Raw genomic sequence first — 18,457 nt, 5'->3', positions numbered from 1 at the left:
CATGCCAAGGACTCCTGCCATGAGCCGTATCTTTGCAGACAACGCCCATTCCATCGGTAACACGCCGCTGGTGCAGATCAACCGCATTGCCCCGCGCGGCGTGACCATCCTGGCCAAGATCGAAGGGCGTAACCCGGGCTATTCGGTCAAATGCCGCATCGGCGCGAACATGGTCTGGGACGCCGAAAGCAGCGGCAAGCTCAAGCCGGGCATGACCATCGTCGAACCGACCTCGGGCAACACCGGCATCGGCCTGGCCTTCGTCGCCGCAGCCCGTGGCTACAAACTGATGCTGACCATGCCCGCATCCATGAGCCTGGAGCGCCGCAAGGTGCTGAAGGCTCTGGGCGCCGAGCTGGTGCTGACCGACCCGGCCAAGGGCATGAAGGGCGCCATCGAGAAGGCCAACGAAATCGTCGCCTCAGACCCGGCCCAGTACTTCCTGCCGGGCCAGTTCGAAAACCCGGCCAACCCGGCGATCCACGAAAAAACCACCGGCCCGGAAATCTGGAACGACACCGACGGCGCGGTCGACGTGCTGGTGGCAGGGGTCGGCACCGGCGGCACCATCACCGGTGTTTCGCGCTACATCAAGCATACGCAGGGCAAGGCGATCCTGTCGGTGGCAGTGGAGCCAGTGGCCTCGCCGCTTATCAGCCAGACTCTGGCCGGCGAAGAGCTCAAGCCCAGCCCGCACAAGATCCAGGGCATCGGCGCCGGCTTCGTGCCGAAGAACCTCGACCTGTCGATCGTCGACCAGGTGGAAACGGTGACCGACGAAGAGTCCAAGGCCATGGCCATCCGCCTGATGCAGGAAGAGGGCATCCTCTGTGGCATTTCCTGTGGTGCGGCGATGGCAGCGGCCGTGCGCCTGGCCGAAAAGCCGGAAATGCAGGGCAAGACCATCGTCGTGATTCTGCCGGACTCCGGCGAGCGCTACCTGTCGAGCATGCTGTTCAGCGACATGTTCAGCGAGCAGGAAAACCAGCAGTAAGGTGTGGGGCTGCTTTGCAGCCCATCGCGACACAAGGCCGCTCCTTGTATCTCGACTTTCGCCTCCCAAGAGGCGAAAGTTCTCGACTGATCATCGAGGGAAGGTCTTGAAGCGGAGCCGCTCCAAGGGCATCGAGCCCGCACTGTAGATAACGCTCTGGCCTTTCAACCCCACTCGACGAGTTCGAACGGTATCTAGTGCCCGCCCCCGGCGTGAGCACGCATTAACAAGGTTGAACTGAGTGTAGGGTGATCGACTTTCGTAGTTTGAAGGAGAAGATCATGTCCGCCTTTGTTGGCGTTGATGTCGCCAAAAAATCTTTCGACATTGCCACCCCACTTCCCAACGGCAAGACGCGCACCAAAGCCAAGCTGTCCAATGATCCTGGAGGGTTCAAGCAGTTCAGCGATTGGCTTGAGCGCCATGCCGAACCAGGCGCCTGGATCGTTATGGAGGCCACAGGCACCTATCACGAAGCGTTAGCCGAGCACTGTCACAACCAAGGTTATCGGGTGTGTATTCTGAACCCGGCGGTGATCGCGAAATTCGCTGACGTGGAGCTTCGGCGCGTCAAAACCGATAAAGCTGACGCCAAAGTCATTGCTGCTTATGGCCAGCAGAAGGCGGCCTCGCTTCGCCAGTGGGAGCCGGAGCCACCTGCACAGCGCCGTTTGCGTGCTCTGGTGCGGCGACTGGACGACCTCAAGGAAATGCGCCAGATGGAGCAGAATCGTTTGGATGTCGCACAGGATGCGGTGCAGCAGTCGATTCAAGACGTCATCGGGCACATCACCGAAGAACTGGAAAAGACCAGGAAGGCCATCGAACAGACGATCGATGATGATCCAGACCTGCGCAAGCGACGTGATCTGATTACTTCGATAGATGGTTTGGGTGACACCACTGCTACGTTGCTGCTCGCCGAACTGGGCGATCCACTGAAATACCAAAGCTCTTCTGCGATCGTCGCGTTCTCAGGCCTGAACCCGGTAGTGCAGCAATCGGGAGAGTTCATAGGTCAGAGCACTATCTCGCGTACAGGCGCCTCAAGGCTGCGGGCGGGCTTGTGGATGTCAGGCACTGTCTCGATCAGGTACAACCCTGTCGTGAAGGCACTGGCAGAGCGGTTGAACAGCCGACACAAAGCCTATAAACAGATCGTTTGCGCGGCGATGCGCAAGCTGCTGCACCTGGTTTATGGGGTGGTGAAGTCGGGGATACCGTTTGACCCCAAAATCCCTCTTGCAGGGTGAGGGTCAAGACGGTATCTACAAGGGAATGCGACCTGTTGTAGGAGCGGCCTTGTGTCGCGAACGGGGCGCAAGGCGCCCCCAGGTTTCATGCCCTGCTGCTGACCCGCAGCAATGCTCGCCAGCGTGGTTTATTGCAAAATCTTCATGATTGAGTTGCTGCCCGGGCTGTTTTTACCCTGGCGGCATCAGTTTATGATGGCAGGATGATTTATCGGAGTGCAGGGCGCGCAGCCCTGTTTCTTCCTCAAGGAGTGAAAGCATGACCTTTTCCTTTGCAGCCAAGGCGGGTGTCTTGCTGGTGTTTTTTGGCAGCGTGCTGTTCGTGCACCTGCGCGGCAAGGCTCGCTTGCCGGTGTTGCGCCAGTTCGTCAACCATTCGGCGCTGTTCGCCCCTTATAACAGCCTGATGTACCTGTTTTCCGGCGTACCGTCCAAGCCCTACCTGGACCGCCAGCGCTTCCCCGAGCTGGATGTGCTGAAGGACAACTGGCAGGAAATCCGCGAAGAGGCCATGCGCCTGTTCGACGAAGGTTACATCCGCGCCGCCGAGAAGGATAACGACGCAGGCTTCGGTTCGTTCTTCAAGAAAGGCTGGAAGCGCTTTTACCTGAAGTGGTACGACAAACCGTTGCCTTCTGCCGAAACCCTGTGCCCGCGCACTGTCGAGTTGGTCAGCAGCATCCCCAACGTCAAGGGCGCGATGTTCGCCCTGTTGCCCGGCGGCAGCCACCTGAACCCGCACCGCGACCCGTTCGCCGGTTCCCTGCGCTACCACCTGGGCCTGTCCACCCCCAACTCCGATGCTTGCCGCATCTACGTCGATGGCGAGGAATATGCCTGGCGTGACGGTGAGGACGTGATGTTCGATGAAACCTACGTGCACTGGGTCAAGAACGAGACCGACGTTACCCGGGTGATCCTGTTCTGCGACATCGAACGCCCGCTGAGCAGCCCACTGATGACCCGCATCAACCGCCAGGTCAGCGCCTTCCTCGGCCGTGCCACCGCGCCGCAGAACACCGACGACGAGCGTGTGGGCGGGATCAACCAGGCCTACGCCTGGAGCAAGCGCTTCAGCAACCGGATCAGTAGCCAGGTCAAGCAGTTCAAGCGCGCCAACCCCAAGGCCTACCGCGTGCTGCGGCCGGTGCTGGCGGCGGTGGTGGTGTACCTGTTGTATCACTGGTTGTTCTGATTTCTGCCTGTTGGGGCTGCCTTGCAGCCCATCGCGACACAAGGCCGCTCCTACAGGTGATTGCGTACTCCTGTAGGAGCGGCCTTGTGTCGCGATAGGGGCGCAAAGCGCCCCCGGCGTCCTATCAGAAAACCACTCAGGCAAGACCTTCCAGCAAACCGTCCGCTCGCACGATATCGACTATCACCTGTTCATCTACCGCGTACACCCCCCGCGATGCTTTCCACACCAGGTTCTTGTCCTGCAAGGCGATAAGCGCTTGCTGCACCCCCGGTACCTCGGCCTTCACTTCGCTCGCATCCACGCCAGCCTGTTCCATCGCTTTGGCGTACAGTGCCAGGGTCGGGGCCTCGAACGGCGCGTAGTCGTTCCCCTTTGCGCACATGACACGTAGAACCGCAGCCTGGATAGGCGTGAGGCTGTGGATCACCTTTTTCAGGTTTGCGTTCAAGTCATTGGCTTGTGCCTGGACAAGCTCTCTGAACCGTGCCGGAATGGCCTCGGGTTCAATGCCGAAGTCGAAGCGGATTTCATCCGCGGCCGCACCCAATAGCTCTGGGCGATAGCCGCTTTCCTTGAAGAGCTGAAACACCTCCGTTGAATCGAGTGCGCATGGCAGGTCGATATTGGCGCACAGCCAGTCGATGAAGTCCTGGTCCAGGGTCGGGAACTGCACCATGGAGGCGCCGAAGAACGCCTGGTCCTTGCTGCTGCGCAGCATGGCCAGCTTGTCCCGGTTTGAACCGGTGCAGACGATGCGCAAGCCATGGTGCTTCGAACTGTTGAGTTCGTCTCTGGCTGCCTTGAGGGCGAACAGCGCCGCTATTCCTTGCTCGGTCGTGATTGCATGCTGTGCTTCGTCGATGATCAGCACGATGATCTTGCGGGACTCATCGGAGAGCGCCGCCAGGGCGGTGGTCAGGTCGACATCTTGCCCCAGCCCGATCTTGTCCACGCTGAAATTCAGGCCGCCGACAGTGACCTTCTCCATGCCAGATGACTTTGCCAGCCGCGTGATGAAGCCTTCGTTACGCCCGACCGCCTCACGCACCGCTTCTACGATGACTTGCCCGGGATCCTTGGTCAGGTCTTTCCACAGATCGGCATACAGCACAATGGCCCCGGCTGTTTCGAGGGCCGGGCGCAGGTCTTCGCGGGCAAAGGTGGATTTCCCGGTACGTCGTGGCGCAGCGAGAAACACACCAGAGCTTGCTGCGCTGCCCACGGCGACTTGCAGGATCAATTTCGACAGGCGGGACGCAAGCGCCGGGCGGTGATAGACAGTTTCAGGCATCTCGGCCCCTCCGTTTCAATTTATAGTCGATTATAGATGGATTATAGAGGCATTATAGATCTGAGAGGCGCGGTGTTTATAGGGAATTATAGACAGACTATAGAACGATTATAGATTGTGGTGGATGAGGGGCGCGCAGCCCCCCTTTGCTGCCTCAAGCCGGCTCCAACGCCTCCACCACTTTCCCCCGGCTAAGGTGCACCACCTTGTCCGCCGTATCGAAATACCGGTCATCATGCGAAATCACGATGATGGTCTTGCCCAAACGCTTCAGGTCCGGCAGCAGCTCGGTGTAGAACACCCGGCGGAAGGTCGGGTCCTGGTCCGCCGCCCATTCGTCGAACACCAGCACCGGTCGCCCGTCCAGCCAGGCATTGACCAGTGCCAGGCGCTTGCGCTGGCCGGTCGACAGGTCGGTGGTGGTAAAGGCACCGTCGCGTACGCTCACCTTGTGGGCGATCTCCAGCCGCTCGAGGTAGCGCGTGGCATCACTGGGCAGGCTGTGTTCATGCTCGGGCAGGTCGTCGAACAGGTAGTAGTCGGCGAACACCGTGGTGAACAGCTGGCGATAGTCATCCAGCCCCTCCGGGCCGACGGCCTTGCCGTTCAGGCGCACTTCGCCGCGTTGCGGGGTGTATAGGCCGAGCAGCAGCTTGATCAGCGAAGTCTTGCCGCAGCCGTTCTCGCCGACGATGAACAGGATCTCGCCCGGTTCGATGCTCAGGTTCACCGGCCCCACGCGGAACGGCTCGTTGCCGTCCACCGGCGGGTAGGCGTACTCGACGTTGTGCAGTTCCAGGTGCGCGCTGGCCGGGGCGGTGCGCTTGACCGGCGGCTCCAGCAGCAGGTGCGGCTCGGGCGAGGAGAAGCGCTCGGACAGGTCGGCAATGCGGCGGAACGCCACCTGGGCGCGGCCGAGGATCGGCAGGTTGCCGATCAAGGTTTCCAGCGGGCCTTTCATGTACAGCAGCACCAGCACGAAGCCGCTCATCACCGCCGGGTCGTTGCTCGGCCATAGCGATTGCAGGGCCAGGGTCAGGCCGATGACCACGAAGAACAGCATCGACCCCAGGCTCTTGGCCGCGACGAAGATGTTGATGGCGCGGATATGGGTGTTGGCGATGAAGTCGGCGGTGCCCTGGATGTTACGGGTCAGCATGGCGTGGCGGCGGCGGCGGTCGATGCGCAGCTCCTTGGCGCCCTCGGCGATGGCCGAGTAGTGCTTCTGCAGGTTGTCTTCGGCATCGCGGGCGGCGTTGAAGCCGGCCACGCCTTTCTGCCTGGCCACGTACTGGATGCCACTGCCAATGCCGATGGCCGCCAGGGTGATGAGGAAGATCGGCCACGACAGCCAGGCCAGGTAGGCCATGCAGCCAGTCACGGTGGTGAGCGAGATGGCCAGCGGGGCGAAGGCGAAGGCAAAGTCGCTGATGGTGTCGACGTCGCGGGTCAGCACCGGGATCAGGCGATGGGTGCGGTAGCGCTCGATCTGCTCGATCGGCGCTGACAGCACCTTGGCGCCGAGGTCCTTGCGCAGCCTGGCGATGACTTTCTGCCCAACGTAGTTGGTACCGCTGTCGGCCGCCACGCTGCTGACCAAGGCCAGCACGCACAGGCCGGCGAAGGCCAGGATCACGCCCTGGCTCATGCCGCCAGCGGCATGCAGGCCCTGGTTGACGGTGGCCAGCAGGGCGGTCACGGCCAGACCGCCGAGCATGCCCAGCAGCACCGAGACGATTACCGCCGGGCGGTAGGGTTTCAGCAGGCCCAGCAATTCGCGGATGGCCCCGGGGGAGGAGGTTTTCATGAAGCGTGATCTCGCTGGTGAGGTGGGCGGGGTCAGCTGCCGAGGGTCAGGGTGCCCTTCATCAAGGTGCTGTGGAACGGGAACGAGCAGTAGAAGCTGTAGGCGGTACCGGCCTTGAGCGACCGGGTGTCGAGGGTGACGCTGTCTGTTTCACCGCCGCCGATCAGGCGGGTGTGGGCGATGACCCGGGTGTCGCCGGGCTTCACGTAGTCCTGCGCTTCGCCGGCTTTCAGGCCGTCGTCGAGCACGCCCTGCATGTCGGCCTGGGTGCTCAGCACCCAGTTGTGGCCCATCACGTTCTTCGGCATGGCGCCGGGGTGGGTGAGGGTGACGGTGAACGCGGTGCAGGCCTTGGGCACGCTGATGGCGGCCTTGTCGAAGGTCATCTGGTCGGTGCCATGGATTTCCACGGCGCATGGCTCTGCCGACCAGGCGGCAGGGGCCGCGGCGAGCAGGGCGAGGAGCAGAAGCTGGCGAGTCATGTACGGTTCCTGGGCGATAAACGGGTGCACATCGTTCAGACGAACCGGCGCGTGCCAGCTTTACCTGTGTGTGCGGCCCTGGTGAATTTCCCCATGCCCCGCTCGTTCATCTAGTCAGGCGCCGACATGGCGCGCATCCCGATTTCGCCGCCTATGCGGCCCTGGCTTGAGGTGACCGGACATGAGTGAACTGCTGAGCTTTGCGATCGAACCCTTGGACGCCGCGCGCGGCAACCTGCCGCTGCTGGTACGCGCGCCGGAGCCGGGTATCGACCTGCTGGAAGCCTTTGCCGAATTGCAGCCGCTGGTGGACCGGCACCTGCTGCAGGCCGGCGGCATCCTGTTTCGCGGGTTCGAGGTGGGTGGTGCCGAAGCTTTCCGCCAGTTCGCCGCTTCTTTCGGCCACCCGTTGCTCAATTACGAATTTGGCTCCACCCCGCGCAGCAACGTGACCAAGGGGGTGTACACCTCCACCGAGTACCCGGCGCACCAGAGCATCCCCCTGCACAACGAGCAGGCCTATACCCTGGAATGGCCGATGAAGATCTGGTTCTACAGCGTGATCCCCGCCGAGACCGGTGGCCAGACGCCGATTGCCGACAGCCGCGAGGTTTACCGGCGCATGCCGGTGCGTATTCGTGAGCGGCTGGTGGAGAAGGGGCTGATGTACGTGCGCAACTACGGCAACGGCCTTGATGTGGAATGGTCGCAGGTGTTCAACACTGAGGACCCGCGCCAGGTCGAGGCCTATTGCCGGGCGCATGCCATCGAGTGCATCTGGAAGGATGACGGCGAATTGCGCACCCGTCAGCGCTGCCAGGTGGTGGCGCGTCACCCGGTGACCGGGGAGGACGTGTGGTTCAACCAGGCGCACCTGTTCCATGTGTCGAACCTGCAGCCAGAAGTGCGCGAGTCGTTGATGGACATCGTCGAGGAAGAGGACCTGCCGCGTAACGTGTATTACGGCGACGGTACGACCATCGAGGATTCGCTGCTCGATGAAGTGCGTGGGGTGCTGGATGAATGCACCATTAGCTTCCCTTGGCTGGAGAACGATGTGCTGATGCTGGATAACATGCTCGCGGCGCATGCGCGGTCGCCGTTTACCGGCAAGCGCAAGGTAGTGGTGGCGATGGCGCAGGGGCATAGGGAGGTGTTGGGCTGACAGGTGTTCGCCATGACAGGTTCAGCGCCTATGAGATCGAGCGCCGCCCGCGCGGCGCATCGCGAGCGAAGCTCGCTCCTACATTTGTTTCGGGCCAGTATTGCCTGTGCCAGCGCGCGCGGCCGCCTTGTTTGTCCCACACGATATCCAGTCGAACGCCAAGGGGCCGCGCGCCAATGCCTCAGGAATAATTGGCCCGAAACAGATGTAGGAGCGAGCTTCGCTCGCGATGCGCCGCGCGGGCGGCGCTCGATCTCATAGGCGCTGAACCTGTCATGGCGAACACCTGTCAGCCCTGACGCATTCTCAAGACATGCCCCCAGCAACCTACAAAAATCCCAGACTCTTCCTACGCCTCGGGACTGGCAACTCCACCCCCTGCGAAATACCCTACAACCTCTGTCGACACGCGTCTGATTGTTCCTGCAAATCCCGCACTCTAGGCTTTGCCTGTCGCTGACGGTTCAGCGATCGGGTGTGGAAACCTGGCAAGACATATGATGATTGTTGACACGACAGCTGTACGCGGGAGGCTTTCGGGCCTACCGGGTTCATCATATGCCTGGTTTTCCACCCCGTGTGCAGCTGTCACCCCAATGTGTGGAAACGGACGGGTGGCACATAACTCATATGATGACCATTCCATGACCGACGAAACCAAAACCACCCCCGGTGTCACCTACTTCTACCAAGGCGAAGGCCAAACCCATCCGCTGTTCCGTATCGCTGAGGGCATCCCCTGCCGCAGCGCCCGGGAGCAAGCCTCGGAGTTGATGGGCTATGCACGCGACTTGTCACTGACCGGTTTGATGGACGGCGATCAGCAGATGCTCTGGGCTTCGCATTACTTTGCAGCCATGGCCAAGGCGCTGCTGGATGATGCCGAGTTGGGTTTGCTGCGCTGATCCTTGTATTGACTGGGCTGGCCCTTTCGCGGCTAAAGCCGCTCCTACAGGGATTGTGCATGCCTCAGGTTAAGCAGAATGCCGCAGGGTATGCACAACTCCTGTGGGAGCGGGCGTGCCCGCGAACACCGGCGCAGCCGGTGCCATACAATCAGTGGCAAACCGACCTTTACGTCATTTAGTGGTTGGCATAATGAGAAATTAGTGCAAGTAGAGCGGCGGAGGGCGACCAGCTGATAATTATCCATAGCCCGTTTGCCCAAGTAATTTGAGCGTTCCGCAGACCTGTTGGGTCACCTTCATAAGCGTTGGCTGCTTGCTGAATTTGCACCAGCGCTACCAAGGTTAAAGTCACAGACGTGACCAGAAGCGCGAGCGGCAGCATGAACATGTTATAGAGCGATTGGCTTTCCTCCGGCTGGTCGGGTGCCCAGAATTGCCAGCTCACGAAGAGCAGGTAAGGTACCCAATATCTCAATGTCACTCCAAGCGCTGTACCTTCGACGGTCAGATCCAATTCTTTGCTATAGGTGATTGCTCTTTTCATTAGGGGGTAAATCAAGAAAGAGCCAAACACGCCGCAGAGCAACGGGATTAGAGCGAACCCGCTTTGTCCTCGGATAAGTCTCCAGTGGCAATAGCTCCAATAGGGTATATAAAGGCCCCAGGTTAAGCAGGTCATGGTGATCAGCTTCGATGTAGAGACTACGTGAAGTCGGTGTTTTTGAATGCGCCGGTTTGCTTGAGGTTCGGTGTTATATGAAAGATTTGAGTTCATCTGTTTTGTCTCTCAGTCTAGCAGTTTCATCAGGTAATAGATGGCTATCCAAGCGATGCCGATGGTGTTTAGTGATGATGCAATAAGAATTTTTCTTCTTAACTTCTCAGGGAATTGTAAATGGTCTTGCTCATCCAATAGCCCGCTGCGAATGCTTGAGGCGGGGGACCCAATGGCGCCAGCGATTACAGAAATAACTAGAATTCTGGAACCTATTTTTTTCTCTCCCCACATGCCGGTCGCAAATGGAAGGCACGCGCTCCGTTGGAGTGCTGAAGTCATTTCTTTATATTGGCGAGAGCACGCAATGTGAAGGTCAGATACAAGCCCGATTAAGGCGAGGCAGATAGGAGTGCCTAACAGAAATAGTCTTAGTTTTACGTCAAGGTAATCAATCATCTCCAAAGACCTCGAAGACTAATTCTCCGAACTCCTCACCCGCTTCCATACCACCGATGCTGCCGGCCAAGGCGCCTCCACCAGTGATCACTATTCCGCATGCTACGGCGTAGGGTCCGACTCTCCAGCAAACCTTCGCAGAGATTCTGCCCGCAATTTTTCCTGCCAACCAGCCACCAGCTAAGCCACCGGAGAAATTACCTGCCTCAGAAACGCTGACTTTTTTACAGGCATTTGTGTTGCCCTCTTTGCACACCTCTGAAATTTTCAGGGCAGATCCGCCACCGCCAATAGTAATGCCAACACGCCCTCCGGCTTTTAAATATTTAGCCAGCTTGGCCAGCTTGTCTAAGTGTGTCGAGTAGCCAGGGATATGTGTCGGTCCTCCCGCTTTGCTCCAGTGGTGCACCAAGCTTCTCGAAGAAATTCCCAAGTCCCGGCGCAGACTTTCATAGTTTCCGAGATTGAGGTGTTTTTTTAGAAGGGTCGCATTCAAGTTTGCACTCAATTGCGTGAACAGCTTTTGACGTTCTGCAAAGAACTCAGGGTGCCGAAGATGTCCGTGCTTGACGAATTGGACTTTATGGAGCTCTTCGATTTTTTTCAAAATGGTGCTGAGTTCATCCAGCGACTTGGCAACCATCGCCTCGCTCACCCCCATCGCCAGGCTCACATCGCTGAGCAACGCAGCAATCTCGGCTTGATGGCGCATCATGAATTCCGCCTCTTCGGGCGTCAGTTCCGCCAGTGCTTCACGAGCTTGTTTTGCTGCACTCATCGCAGACAGTTCTTCCCGAGTGCACACCGGGCGCCTCAAACCATCGCCAATGACAAAGATCTCGCCCGCCTTGAACCCCTGCTGATAGGTCGGGTTCAGCCGCTCCAGAATCGACCGAGGCAGGTTGGCCTGCGGCGCGCCCAGTTCTGCCAGGATTTCCTGATACGTCATGCAGCGCGGAACGATGTAGAAACCGGGCTCCATGCCTTGAGGGGTGGGCGAGGGCTGAACCACCTCAGGCTGATAGGTACTTCTTGCCGGGTTACCCGTCCGGGCCTGTGCTGGTGCCTCACGAACAGGCTCAGGTGCGGGTGCCCTGCGCGAAGCCGGAGGTGCGTACCCACTTGCAACCAGGCGATTGCTGCCCTGTGGGCACCCGCATTGCACCAGTGCTCCGTCCAGAGCCGTGGGAATACCATCCTGCCGCCAGCGGACTTCGCCCTCGACGATGGTGCCCGCTTGTCCACATAGCGGGCAGGGTGTGGTCGGGTCGCCTTGAAGTAGCCAGTTGCGGCCATGCACACGGCCCCTGGCTTGGCTGGCAATGCAAATGGCGCCTGTGCTGGTTTCGTCGCCGTCCAGGCCTTGGTATCGGCCGAAGATGTTCATGCGCATGCTCATGGCTCGCCTCTTTTTCAGGTGGAAGCCAGGAACCTAGCAGGCTGTGGGCGGGTATTTTCGGGGTGGGGAGGGTTTAGGAAGGGTCCTACAAGGAATAGAGATTTGGACTACGTGATTTTATTGATGGCAATGCCGGCCTCTTCGCGGGCATGCCCGCTCCCACAGGTAGTGCACAAGCCTCGATAGCTGTGGTGTACCTGTGGGTTTTACCCGCGAAGAGGCCGACAAGGCCACCGCCACAGCCCTGCAGTCCCGCCACTAAATCAACCCCCCACACCTTCGTCTGACAGTTACCGCTCGACTGCCAGGACACCGCTCGACATGAATGCCGACCAAACGCTCAAGCTCGCCCGCCGCTTCATCGAACTCAGCCCCGACAAGCGCCGCCTGTTCCTCAAGGCGCTGCAGGGCGAGGGCATGGATTTTTCCGTGCTGCCGATTGCGCCCGGGGTAGAGGTGGCCGAGCGTGACCAGCTGTCGTACGCCCAGCGGCGCATGTGGTTCCTCTGGCAGCTCGACCCGCAAGGCGCGGCGTATAACCTGCCCATGGCCGTGCGCCTGAATGGCTCGCTGGATCTGGCCGCCCTGCAGCACGCCTTCGATGCCCTGGTGGCCCGCCACGAAACCCTGCGCACCCGCTTCGTCGCCGACGGCGATGACGTGCGCCAGCAGGTCGAGGCCAGCGCCGCCCCGTTGCAGCTGCACCAGGATGCCCTGGCCGGCCTGGACGAGGGCGCCCGTCAGGCCGCCATCGAAACCATCGCCGAAGCCGAAGCCCTGGCCCCCTTCGACCTGGCCAGCGGCCCGCTGCTGCGTGTGCGCCTGCTGCAACTGGCGGCAGAGGAGCACATACTGCTGCTCACCCTGCACCACATCGTCGCCGACGGCTGGTCGATGAACGTGCTGATCGACGAATTCCTGCACCTGTACGACGCCGCCGTGGCCGGCAGCGAAGCCCGCCTGGAACCGCTGCCGATCCAGTACCGCGACTACGCCCTGTGGCAGCGCAGCTGGCTCCAGGCCGGTGAGCAGGAGCGCCAGCTGGCCTACTGGCAGGCGCGCCTGGGCGATGACCATTCGCCGCTGGAGCTGCCACTGGACCGCAGCCGCGAGGGCCGCCCCAGCTATCGTGGCGCGCGTCACGAGTTCCCCATCGCCGCAGATGTCGTCGAACGGCTGCGCGGCCTGGCACGCAAGCATAACGTCACCCTGTTCATGGTCCTGCTGGCCGCCTTCAAGCTGCTACTGCAGCGCTACAGCGGCCAGTCGGCGATCCGTGTCGGCGTGCCCATCGCCAACCGCAACCGCGCCGAAAGCCAAGGGCTGATCGGCTGCTTCATCAATACCCAGGTATTGCACACCGAAATCGACCCACTGCTGGACATCACCGGCCTGCTCCAGCGCGTGCGCGAAACCGCCCTAGGCGCGCAAAGCCACCAGGACCTGCCGTTCGAGCAACTGGTAGAAGCCCTGGACCTGCCGCGCAGCAGCGAGAGCCCGCTGTTCCGTGTGCTGTTCAACCACCAGGCGCAGGTGGCGGATGTGCAGGCCATCGAGACCCGCTCCGGTTTGCACCTGGCGCCGGTCAACCTGGCAAAGCACAGCGCCCGCTTCGACCTGGCGCTGGACACCCATGAGCGAGCGGGGCAACTGCACGCAGCGTTCACCTATGCGACCGACGTGTTCGATACGGCCACCGTCGAAGCCCTTGGCGAGCAGTGGCTGGCCCTGGTGCAGGCATTGGCCGACGAAGCGGGTGGCGCAGTCGGCGAGCTGCCATTGCCAGGCCTGGCCCCTGCCATTGGCGCGCCTGCGCAGGCTGACGCAACGCTGCTGGTTCACCAGCGTTTTGCCTCGGCCGCCAGCCGCCACCCCGAACGCACGGCGGTGATGGCTGCGGGCGAGCAGGCCAGCTTCGCCGAACTCGATGCCCGCGCCGAAGCAATTGCAGGCCGGCTGGTGGAAGCCGGAGCAGGGCCGGACACACTGGTCGGCGTGCTGGCCGACCGCAGTGTCGGCATGCTCGCCAGTATCCTCGGCGTGCTCAAGGCCGGTGGCGCCTACCTGCCACTGGAGCCCGAGCAGCCGGCCGAACGCTTGGCCTACATGCTCGCCGACAGCGCTACGCGCCTTGTACTGGCGCCCGGTAACTGGCAGGCCGAACTGCCCGAGGGCGTGCAGCGCCTGGACTGGGCGCAAACCGGCAGCGGCAGCGCCGCCCGCATCGCCCCGGCGCCGGCCAACCTGGCCTACGTGATCTACACCTCCGGCACCACCGGCCAGCCCAAGGGCGTGGCGATCAGCCATGGCGGCCTGGCCAACTACGTCGAAGGCATCGCCGCACGTTTGCCGCTCGAGCGCATCCGTAGCATGGCCCAGGTCTCGACCCCGGCTGCCGACCTCGGCCACACCATGCTGTTCGGCGCCTTGTGCGGCAGCCACACCCTGCATTTGCTGCTACGCGAGCAGGTGCTGGATGCCGAAGGCTTCGCCGCCTACCTGAACGAACACCAGGTAGACGCGCTGAAGATCGTACCGTCGCACCTGGAAGCCATGTTGGTGGCTGGCCGCTCGGCGCTGCCGGCACAGTGCCTGGTGCTCGGCGGCGAGGCCATCAGCCCGAGCCTGCTGGGCAAGGTCCGCAACCTGGCCCCGACGCTCAAGGTGTTCAACCACTACGGCCCGACCGAGACCACCGTCGGTGTGCTGGTCGCCGAACTGAACGGGCAGGCCAGCCTCGGCCAGCCACTGGCCAACACCCGCGTCGCGGTGCTCGACCGCTGCCTGCAACCCCTGCCGGCCAAAGCCAAGGGCGAGCTGTACATCGGTGGCGCCGGCCTGGCCCGCGGCTACCTGAACCGCCCGGCACTCACCGCCGAGCGCTTCGTTCCCGACCCGAACGGCCACGGCCAGCGCCTGTACCGCAGCGGTGACTGGGTTCGCCAAGGCAGCGACCTGCAGTTCGCCGGTCGCATGGATGGCCAGGTCAAGGTCCGTGGCTATCGCGTGGAACTGGCCGAAATCGAAAACCAGCTGCGTGCCCTGGGCGGTGTCGCCAATGCCCTGGTGCGTGTGCATGGCCAGGGGCCGCAACTGCAACTGGCTGCCTGGCTGGTGCCCAGCCAGATGCCGGCCGACAGCCTGGCCTGGCAGGAATCGATCCGCGCCAGCCTCAAGAGCCTGCTGCCCGAGCACATGGTGCCGACCCACCTGATGGTGCTGGAGCACCTGCCGGTCACGGTCAACGGTAAGGTCGATGTCAAGGCACTGCCGGAACCCGCCGCCACCCAGGTGGCCTATCAAGCGCCGCAGACCCCGCTGCAAACGCAATTGGCACAGATCTGGGCGCAAGTCCTGCAAGTACCGCAGGTAGGCCTGGGCGACAACTTCTTTGCCCTTGGCGGCCATTCGCTGCTGGCCACCCAGGCGGTATCGCGGATACGCAAGCAATTGGGGGTGGATATTCCGCTGCGCAGCCTGTTCGACACCGTCGACCTGCAGGCCTTTGCCCAGGCAGTGGCCGAAGGCGAGCAGGGCGCAGGCCTGGACATCGAGATCCTCGATCGCCAGCAACCCCTGCCGGTGTCCCGCTCGCAAAACCGCCAGTGGCTGTTCTGGAAGCTCAACCCCGAAAGCCTGGCCTACAACACGCCGATGGCCGTGCGCATGCAGGGCCACCTCGACCACTGCGCCGTGCAGGCTGCGCTGGATGCCTTGGTAACCCGCCACGAATCGTTGCGCACTGTTTTCGTCGAGGCCGACGGCCTGCCTTGGCAGCGCATCCTGCCGGCTGCCACGGTACCGATCGGTTTCGAAGACCTCAGCGGCCAGGACCACGCCGCGCAGATGCGCAAGCTGGAAGCTGAAGCCTTCGTCCCGTTCGACCTGGAGCACGGCCCGCTGCTGCGCGCACGCTTGTTCAGGGTGCATGCGCAGGAGCACCTGCTGTCGCTGACCTTGCACCATATCGTCTCCGATGGCTGGTCGATGAGCCTGCTGGTGCGCGAGTTCGCCGCCGCCTACAACGCCGCCGCCACGGGCCAGGCGCAAGCCGTCGAGCCGCTGCCGGTGCAGTACGCCGACTTCGCCGCCTGGCAGCGCAAGTGGCTGGCCGAGGGGCAGATGCAGGCGCAGATCGACTACTGGAAGGCCCGCCTGGAAGACGACTTCGAAGTGCTGGAACTGCCTGCCGACCGCATTCGCCCGCAGGTCAAAAGCTACCAGGGCAGCCGCTTCGACGTGCGCCTGCCACAGGCCCTCACCGAGCGCCTGCGGGCACTGGCGGTGGCATCCAACGCCACATTGTTCCATGTGTTCCTGGCGGCCTATGCCATCGTGCTGTCGCGCTACAGCCGCAAGGGCACGCTCAACATTGGCGTGCCGGTCACCAACCGCAACCGCCTGGAGCTTGAGGGGCTGATCGGCTTCTTCATCAACGTGGTCGTGGCTCGTATCCGTGTCGATGGCAGCCAGCCGTTCTCGCAGCTGCTGGCGGCGATCAAGGAGACCACCCTGCAGGCCCAGGCCAACAAGGATGTGCCGTTCCTCGAAGTAGCCGAGGCGCTGTATCCGGAGCGTGACCAGGGTGTGAACCCGATCTTCCAGGTGCTGTACAACCACCTGCGCGACCTCGGCGAGCAGGTGTCCAGCGATGCCCTGCACGGCCTGCAGGTCAAGGAAGTGGACCTGTTGGAGCCGGGCGCGCAGTACGACATATCGCTCAACACCCTGGAGCGCTCCGATGGCGTGACGGCCTCGTTCAACTATTGCACCGACCTGTTCGATGCCGCGCGTATCGAGCGCATGGCCGGGCATTGGCAAGCACTGCTGGAAGCCATCTGCGCCGAACCACAATGCTGCATTGCCGAGCTGGACTTCCTTGGCAGTAGCGAACGCCAGCAGCTGACCCACGGCTGGAACCCGGCGCCCCAGGCTGGCAGCGGCTTGTGTGCGCACCAGCTGCTGGCGCGACAGGCCCACGAGCGGCCGGATGCGCTGGCGCTGATCTTCGACGACCAGCAGATGACCTACGCCGAACTGGACCGCAGCAGCAACCAGCTGGCTCACCGCCTTCGGGCGCTGGGTGTGGGGCCGGACTGCCTGGTTGGCGTGGCTGTCGAGCGCGGCCTGGGCATGGCCCTGGCGCTGATCGCCATTCACAAGGCGGGTGGCGCCTATGTGCCGCTGGACCCGGACTACCCGCAAGAACGCCTGGCCTACATGGTCGAGGACAGCAATATCGGCCTGCTGCTGGCCGATGCGCCCTCGCGTGAGCGCCTGCAATTGGGCAAGCAACTGCCCTGCGTGGTACTGGAGCCGGGCACCGAGTGGCTGCAAGCCTGGCCCGCCGAACCGCTGGCCAACCTGGCGGCACCGCACAACCTCGCCTACGTCATCTACACCTCCGGCTCCACCGGCATGCCCAAGGGCGTGGCCATCGACCACCAGGCCCTGTCGCTGTTCTGCCAGGTGGCCGGCGACTATTCGCGCCTCACCCCGAGCGATCGCGTGCTGCAGTTCGCCACCATCAGCTTCGATGGCTTCATCGAGCAGTTCTTCCCGCCGCTGGCCCAGGGCGCCTGTGTGGTGCTGCGCGACCTGCGGCTGTGGGACACCGCCACCCTGCTGGACGAGATCAACCGCCACGGCGTGACTGTGGCCGACCTGCCGGCGGCCTACTGGCGCCTGCTGGCGCTGGAGCGCCGCGCCCCCGAGGCCTATGGCCGGCTGAAGCAGATTCACGTGGGGGGAGAAGCGGTGCCGGAAGATGCCCTGCGCGCCTGGCTGGCCGATGGCCCGCCAGCAGTGCGCCTGCTGAACACCTACGGCCCGACCGAAGCCACCGTGGTCGCCACCACCTACGATTGTTCGCAGATGACCGTGGAGCAGATCAGCCTGGGCGGCGTACCGATCGGCCGTGCCTTGCCGGGGCGTACCCTGCATGCTCTGGACGATGGCCTGGCGCCGACACCGGTGGGCGTGCCCGGCGAGCTGTTCATCGGCGGGGCAGGGTGCCTGGCGCGCGGTTATCACCAGCGGCCGTCACTCACCGCCGAGCGTTTCATCCCCGACCCGTTCGACCCGGTTGGCGGTGGCCGCCTGTACCGCACCGGCGACCTCGGGTGCTACGACGAAAACGGCCAGCTGGCCTATCGCGGCCGGGTCGACCACCAGGTGAAGGTGCGCGGCTTCCGTATCGAGCTGGGCGAGATCGAGCAGTACCTGCGGGCGCACCCGGACGTTCGCGAAGCCACCGTGCTGGCCATCGACCTGCCCGGTGGCAAGCAGCTATGCGCCTATGCGGTGCCGGCCGAAGGCTACCGCGGCGATCTGCGCCAGGCCCTGAAGCAGTACCTCAAGGCCAGCCTGCCGGACTACATGATCCCGGCCTACCTGGTGACCCTGCCGAGCATGCCGCTGACCCCCAGCGGCAAACTCGACCGCAAGGCGCTGCCGCTGCCCGACCCGAACCAGCCACAGCATGACTACCAGGCGCCGCAGACCGAGCGGCAGCAGCAGCTCGCGAACATCTGGGCGCAGTTGCTTAACGTTGCCCGGGTCGGCCTGAGCGACAACTTCTTCGAACTGGGCGGCCACTCCTTGCTGGCGGCCCAGGCAGTGTCGCGGATCAACGTCGAGCTGGGGCTGGACATACCCCTGCGGCTGATCTTCAGCCACCCCGAACTACGCGCGTTCGCCCAGGCACTGGACGAGCAGGGCCTGTCGCTCTCCGACGATGGCCTGAGCGATATCGAACACATGATGAATGCATTCACAGAGGCCTGA

Annotated in this window: 12 protein-coding genes; 6 read left to right on the top strand and 6 right to left on the bottom strand. The window is 62.5% G+C overall.

Features of this window, described 5'->3' with window-relative positions; all coding sequences use genetic code 11:
* The first annotated feature begins 19 nt into the window (after positions 1 to 19).
* The 3 genes from cysK (at position 20) to ACK56M_RS21980 (ending at position 3,442) form a co-directional block, all read left to right on the top strand.
* Positions 20 to 994, top strand: a complete 975-nt coding sequence (cysK, locus tag ACK56M_RS21990; RefSeq protein WP_013973746.1) for a cysteine synthase A — start codon at positions 20 to 22, stop codon at positions 992 to 994.
* A 281-nt stretch (positions 995 to 1,275) separates the two neighbouring features.
* Entirely contained in the window at positions 1,276 to 2,247 is a 972-nt protein-coding gene (locus tag ACK56M_RS21985) for an IS110 family transposase (protein ID WP_411959049.1), read from the top strand.
* A gap of 259 nt (positions 2,248 to 2,506) precedes the next feature.
* The gene (locus ACK56M_RS21980) at positions 2,507 to 3,442 is read left to right on the top strand and encodes an aspartyl/asparaginyl beta-hydroxylase domain-containing protein (RefSeq protein ID WP_015271337.1); all 936 of its coding nucleotides are present in this window, start codon (positions 2,507 to 2,509) and stop codon (positions 3,440 to 3,442) included.
* 136 nt (positions 3,443 to 3,578) lie between these two features.
* Here ACK56M_RS21980 and ACK56M_RS21975 read toward each other — a convergent pair whose 3' ends face one another.
* From ACK56M_RS21975 to azu, 3 genes are all read right to left on the bottom strand, one after another.
* Complete coding sequence (locus ACK56M_RS21975) at positions 3,579 to 4,643, bottom strand: ATP-binding protein (RefSeq protein WP_411959048.1); 1,065 nt, start codon at positions 4,641 to 4,643, stop codon at positions 3,579 to 3,581.
* Positions 4,644 to 4,890: 247 nt separating this feature from the next.
* Positions 4,891 to 6,543: a cyclic peptide export ABC transporter gene (locus tag ACK56M_RS21970; RefSeq protein ID WP_015271335.1), complete on the bottom strand. Its 1,653-nt coding sequence runs from the start codon at positions 6,541 to 6,543 to the stop codon at positions 4,891 to 4,893.
* A gap of 32 nt (positions 6,544 to 6,575) precedes the next feature.
* Positions 6,576 to 7,025 carry an azurin gene (gene azu / locus ACK56M_RS21965; RefSeq protein ID WP_063912959.1) on the bottom strand — a complete coding sequence of 150 codons (450 nt, stop codon included), beginning with the start codon at positions 7,023 to 7,025 and terminating at the stop codon, positions 6,576 to 6,578.
* A 181-nt stretch (positions 7,026 to 7,206) separates the two neighbouring features.
* On the opposite strand from azu, the gene ACK56M_RS21960 reads away from it, so the two are divergent.
* A complete protein-coding gene (locus tag ACK56M_RS21960) occupies positions 7,207 to 8,190 on the top strand; it encodes a TauD/TfdA family dioxygenase (protein ID WP_015271333.1) in 984 nt (327 codons plus the stop codon).
* A 644-nt stretch (positions 8,191 to 8,834) separates the two neighbouring features.
* On the top strand, positions 8,835 to 9,095 hold the full coding sequence (locus ACK56M_RS21955) for a DUF3077 domain-containing protein (RefSeq protein ID WP_015271332.1): 261 nt from the start codon (positions 8,835 to 8,837) through the stop codon (positions 9,093 to 9,095).
* 178 nt (positions 9,096 to 9,273) lie between these two features.
* Here ACK56M_RS21955 and ACK56M_RS21950 read toward each other — a convergent pair whose 3' ends face one another.
* The 3 genes from ACK56M_RS21950 to ACK56M_RS21940 form a co-directional block, all read right to left on the bottom strand.
* Positions 9,274 to 9,642, bottom strand: coding sequence for a hypothetical protein (locus ACK56M_RS21950; RefSeq protein ID WP_015271331.1), 369 nt, complete (start codon positions 9,640 to 9,642; stop codon positions 9,274 to 9,276).
* A 243-nt stretch (positions 9,643 to 9,885) separates the two neighbouring features.
* Entirely contained in the window at positions 9,886 to 10,272 is a 387-nt protein-coding gene (locus ACK56M_RS21945; RefSeq protein WP_054573777.1) for a hypothetical protein, read from the bottom strand.
* Positions 10,265 to 11,671 (bottom strand): PAAR domain-containing protein, encoded by a 1,407-nt coding sequence (locus ACK56M_RS21940; protein ID WP_080604897.1) that lies wholly within the window; start codon positions 11,669 to 11,671, stop codon positions 10,265 to 10,267. Before ACK56M_RS21940 ends, ACK56M_RS21945 begins: the two co-directional genes overlap by 8 nt.
* Positions 11,672 to 11,992: 321 nt before the next feature.
* Between ACK56M_RS21940 and ACK56M_RS21935 the strand changes: the two genes are divergently transcribed.
* A complete protein-coding gene (locus ACK56M_RS21935; RefSeq protein WP_411959047.1) occupies positions 11,993 to 18,457 on the top strand; it encodes an amino acid adenylation domain-containing protein in 6,465 nt (2,154 codons plus the stop codon).

The sequence above is a fragment of the Pseudomonas sp. s4 genome (assembly GCF_046764235.1).
In the GTDB taxonomy this organism is placed as follows: Bacteria; Pseudomonadota; Gammaproteobacteria; order Pseudomonadales; family Pseudomonadaceae; genus Aquipseudomonas; species Aquipseudomonas asiatica.
This window is presented reverse-complemented; position numbering and strand designations above follow the sequence as displayed.

What these genes read in the sequence shown, in the direction of transcription:
- ACK56M_RS21985 (WP_411959049.1), top strand. Translation starts at nt 1,276, where the DNA reads ATGTCCGCCTTTGTTGGCGTTGATGTCGCCAAAAAATCTTTCGACATT.
- ACK56M_RS21940 (WP_080604897.1), bottom strand. Translation starts at nt 11,671, where the DNA reads ATGAGCATGCGCATGAACATCTTCGGCCGATACCAAGGCCTGGACGGC.
- ACK56M_RS21950 (WP_015271331.1), bottom strand. Translation starts at nt 9,642, where the DNA reads ATGAAAAGAGCAATCACCTATAGCAAAGAATTGGATCTGACCGTCGAA.
- cysK (WP_013973746.1), top strand. Translation starts at nt 20, where the DNA reads ATGAGCCGTATCTTTGCAGACAACGCCCATTCCATCGGTAACACGCCG.
- azu (WP_063912959.1), bottom strand. Translation starts at nt 7,025, where the DNA reads ATGACTCGCCAGCTTCTGCTCCTCGCCCTGCTCGCCGCGGCCCCTGCC.
- ACK56M_RS21960 (WP_015271333.1), top strand. Translation starts at nt 7,207, where the DNA reads ATGAGTGAACTGCTGAGCTTTGCGATCGAACCCTTGGACGCCGCGCGC.
- ACK56M_RS21980 (WP_015271337.1), top strand. Translation starts at nt 2,507, where the DNA reads ATGACCTTTTCCTTTGCAGCCAAGGCGGGTGTCTTGCTGGTGTTTTTT.
- ACK56M_RS21955 (WP_015271332.1), top strand. Translation starts at nt 8,835, where the DNA reads ATGACCGACGAAACCAAAACCACCCCCGGTGTCACCTACTTCTACCAA.
- ACK56M_RS21935 (WP_411959047.1), top strand. Translation starts at nt 11,993, where the DNA reads ATGAATGCCGACCAAACGCTCAAGCTCGCCCGCCGCTTCATCGAACTC.
- ACK56M_RS21970 (WP_015271335.1), bottom strand. Translation starts at nt 6,543, where the DNA reads ATGAAAACCTCCTCCCCCGGGGCCATCCGCGAATTGCTGGGCCTGCTG.
- ACK56M_RS21945 (WP_054573777.1), bottom strand. Translation starts at nt 10,272, where the DNA reads ATGATTGATTACCTTGACGTAAAACTAAGACTATTTCTGTTAGGCACT.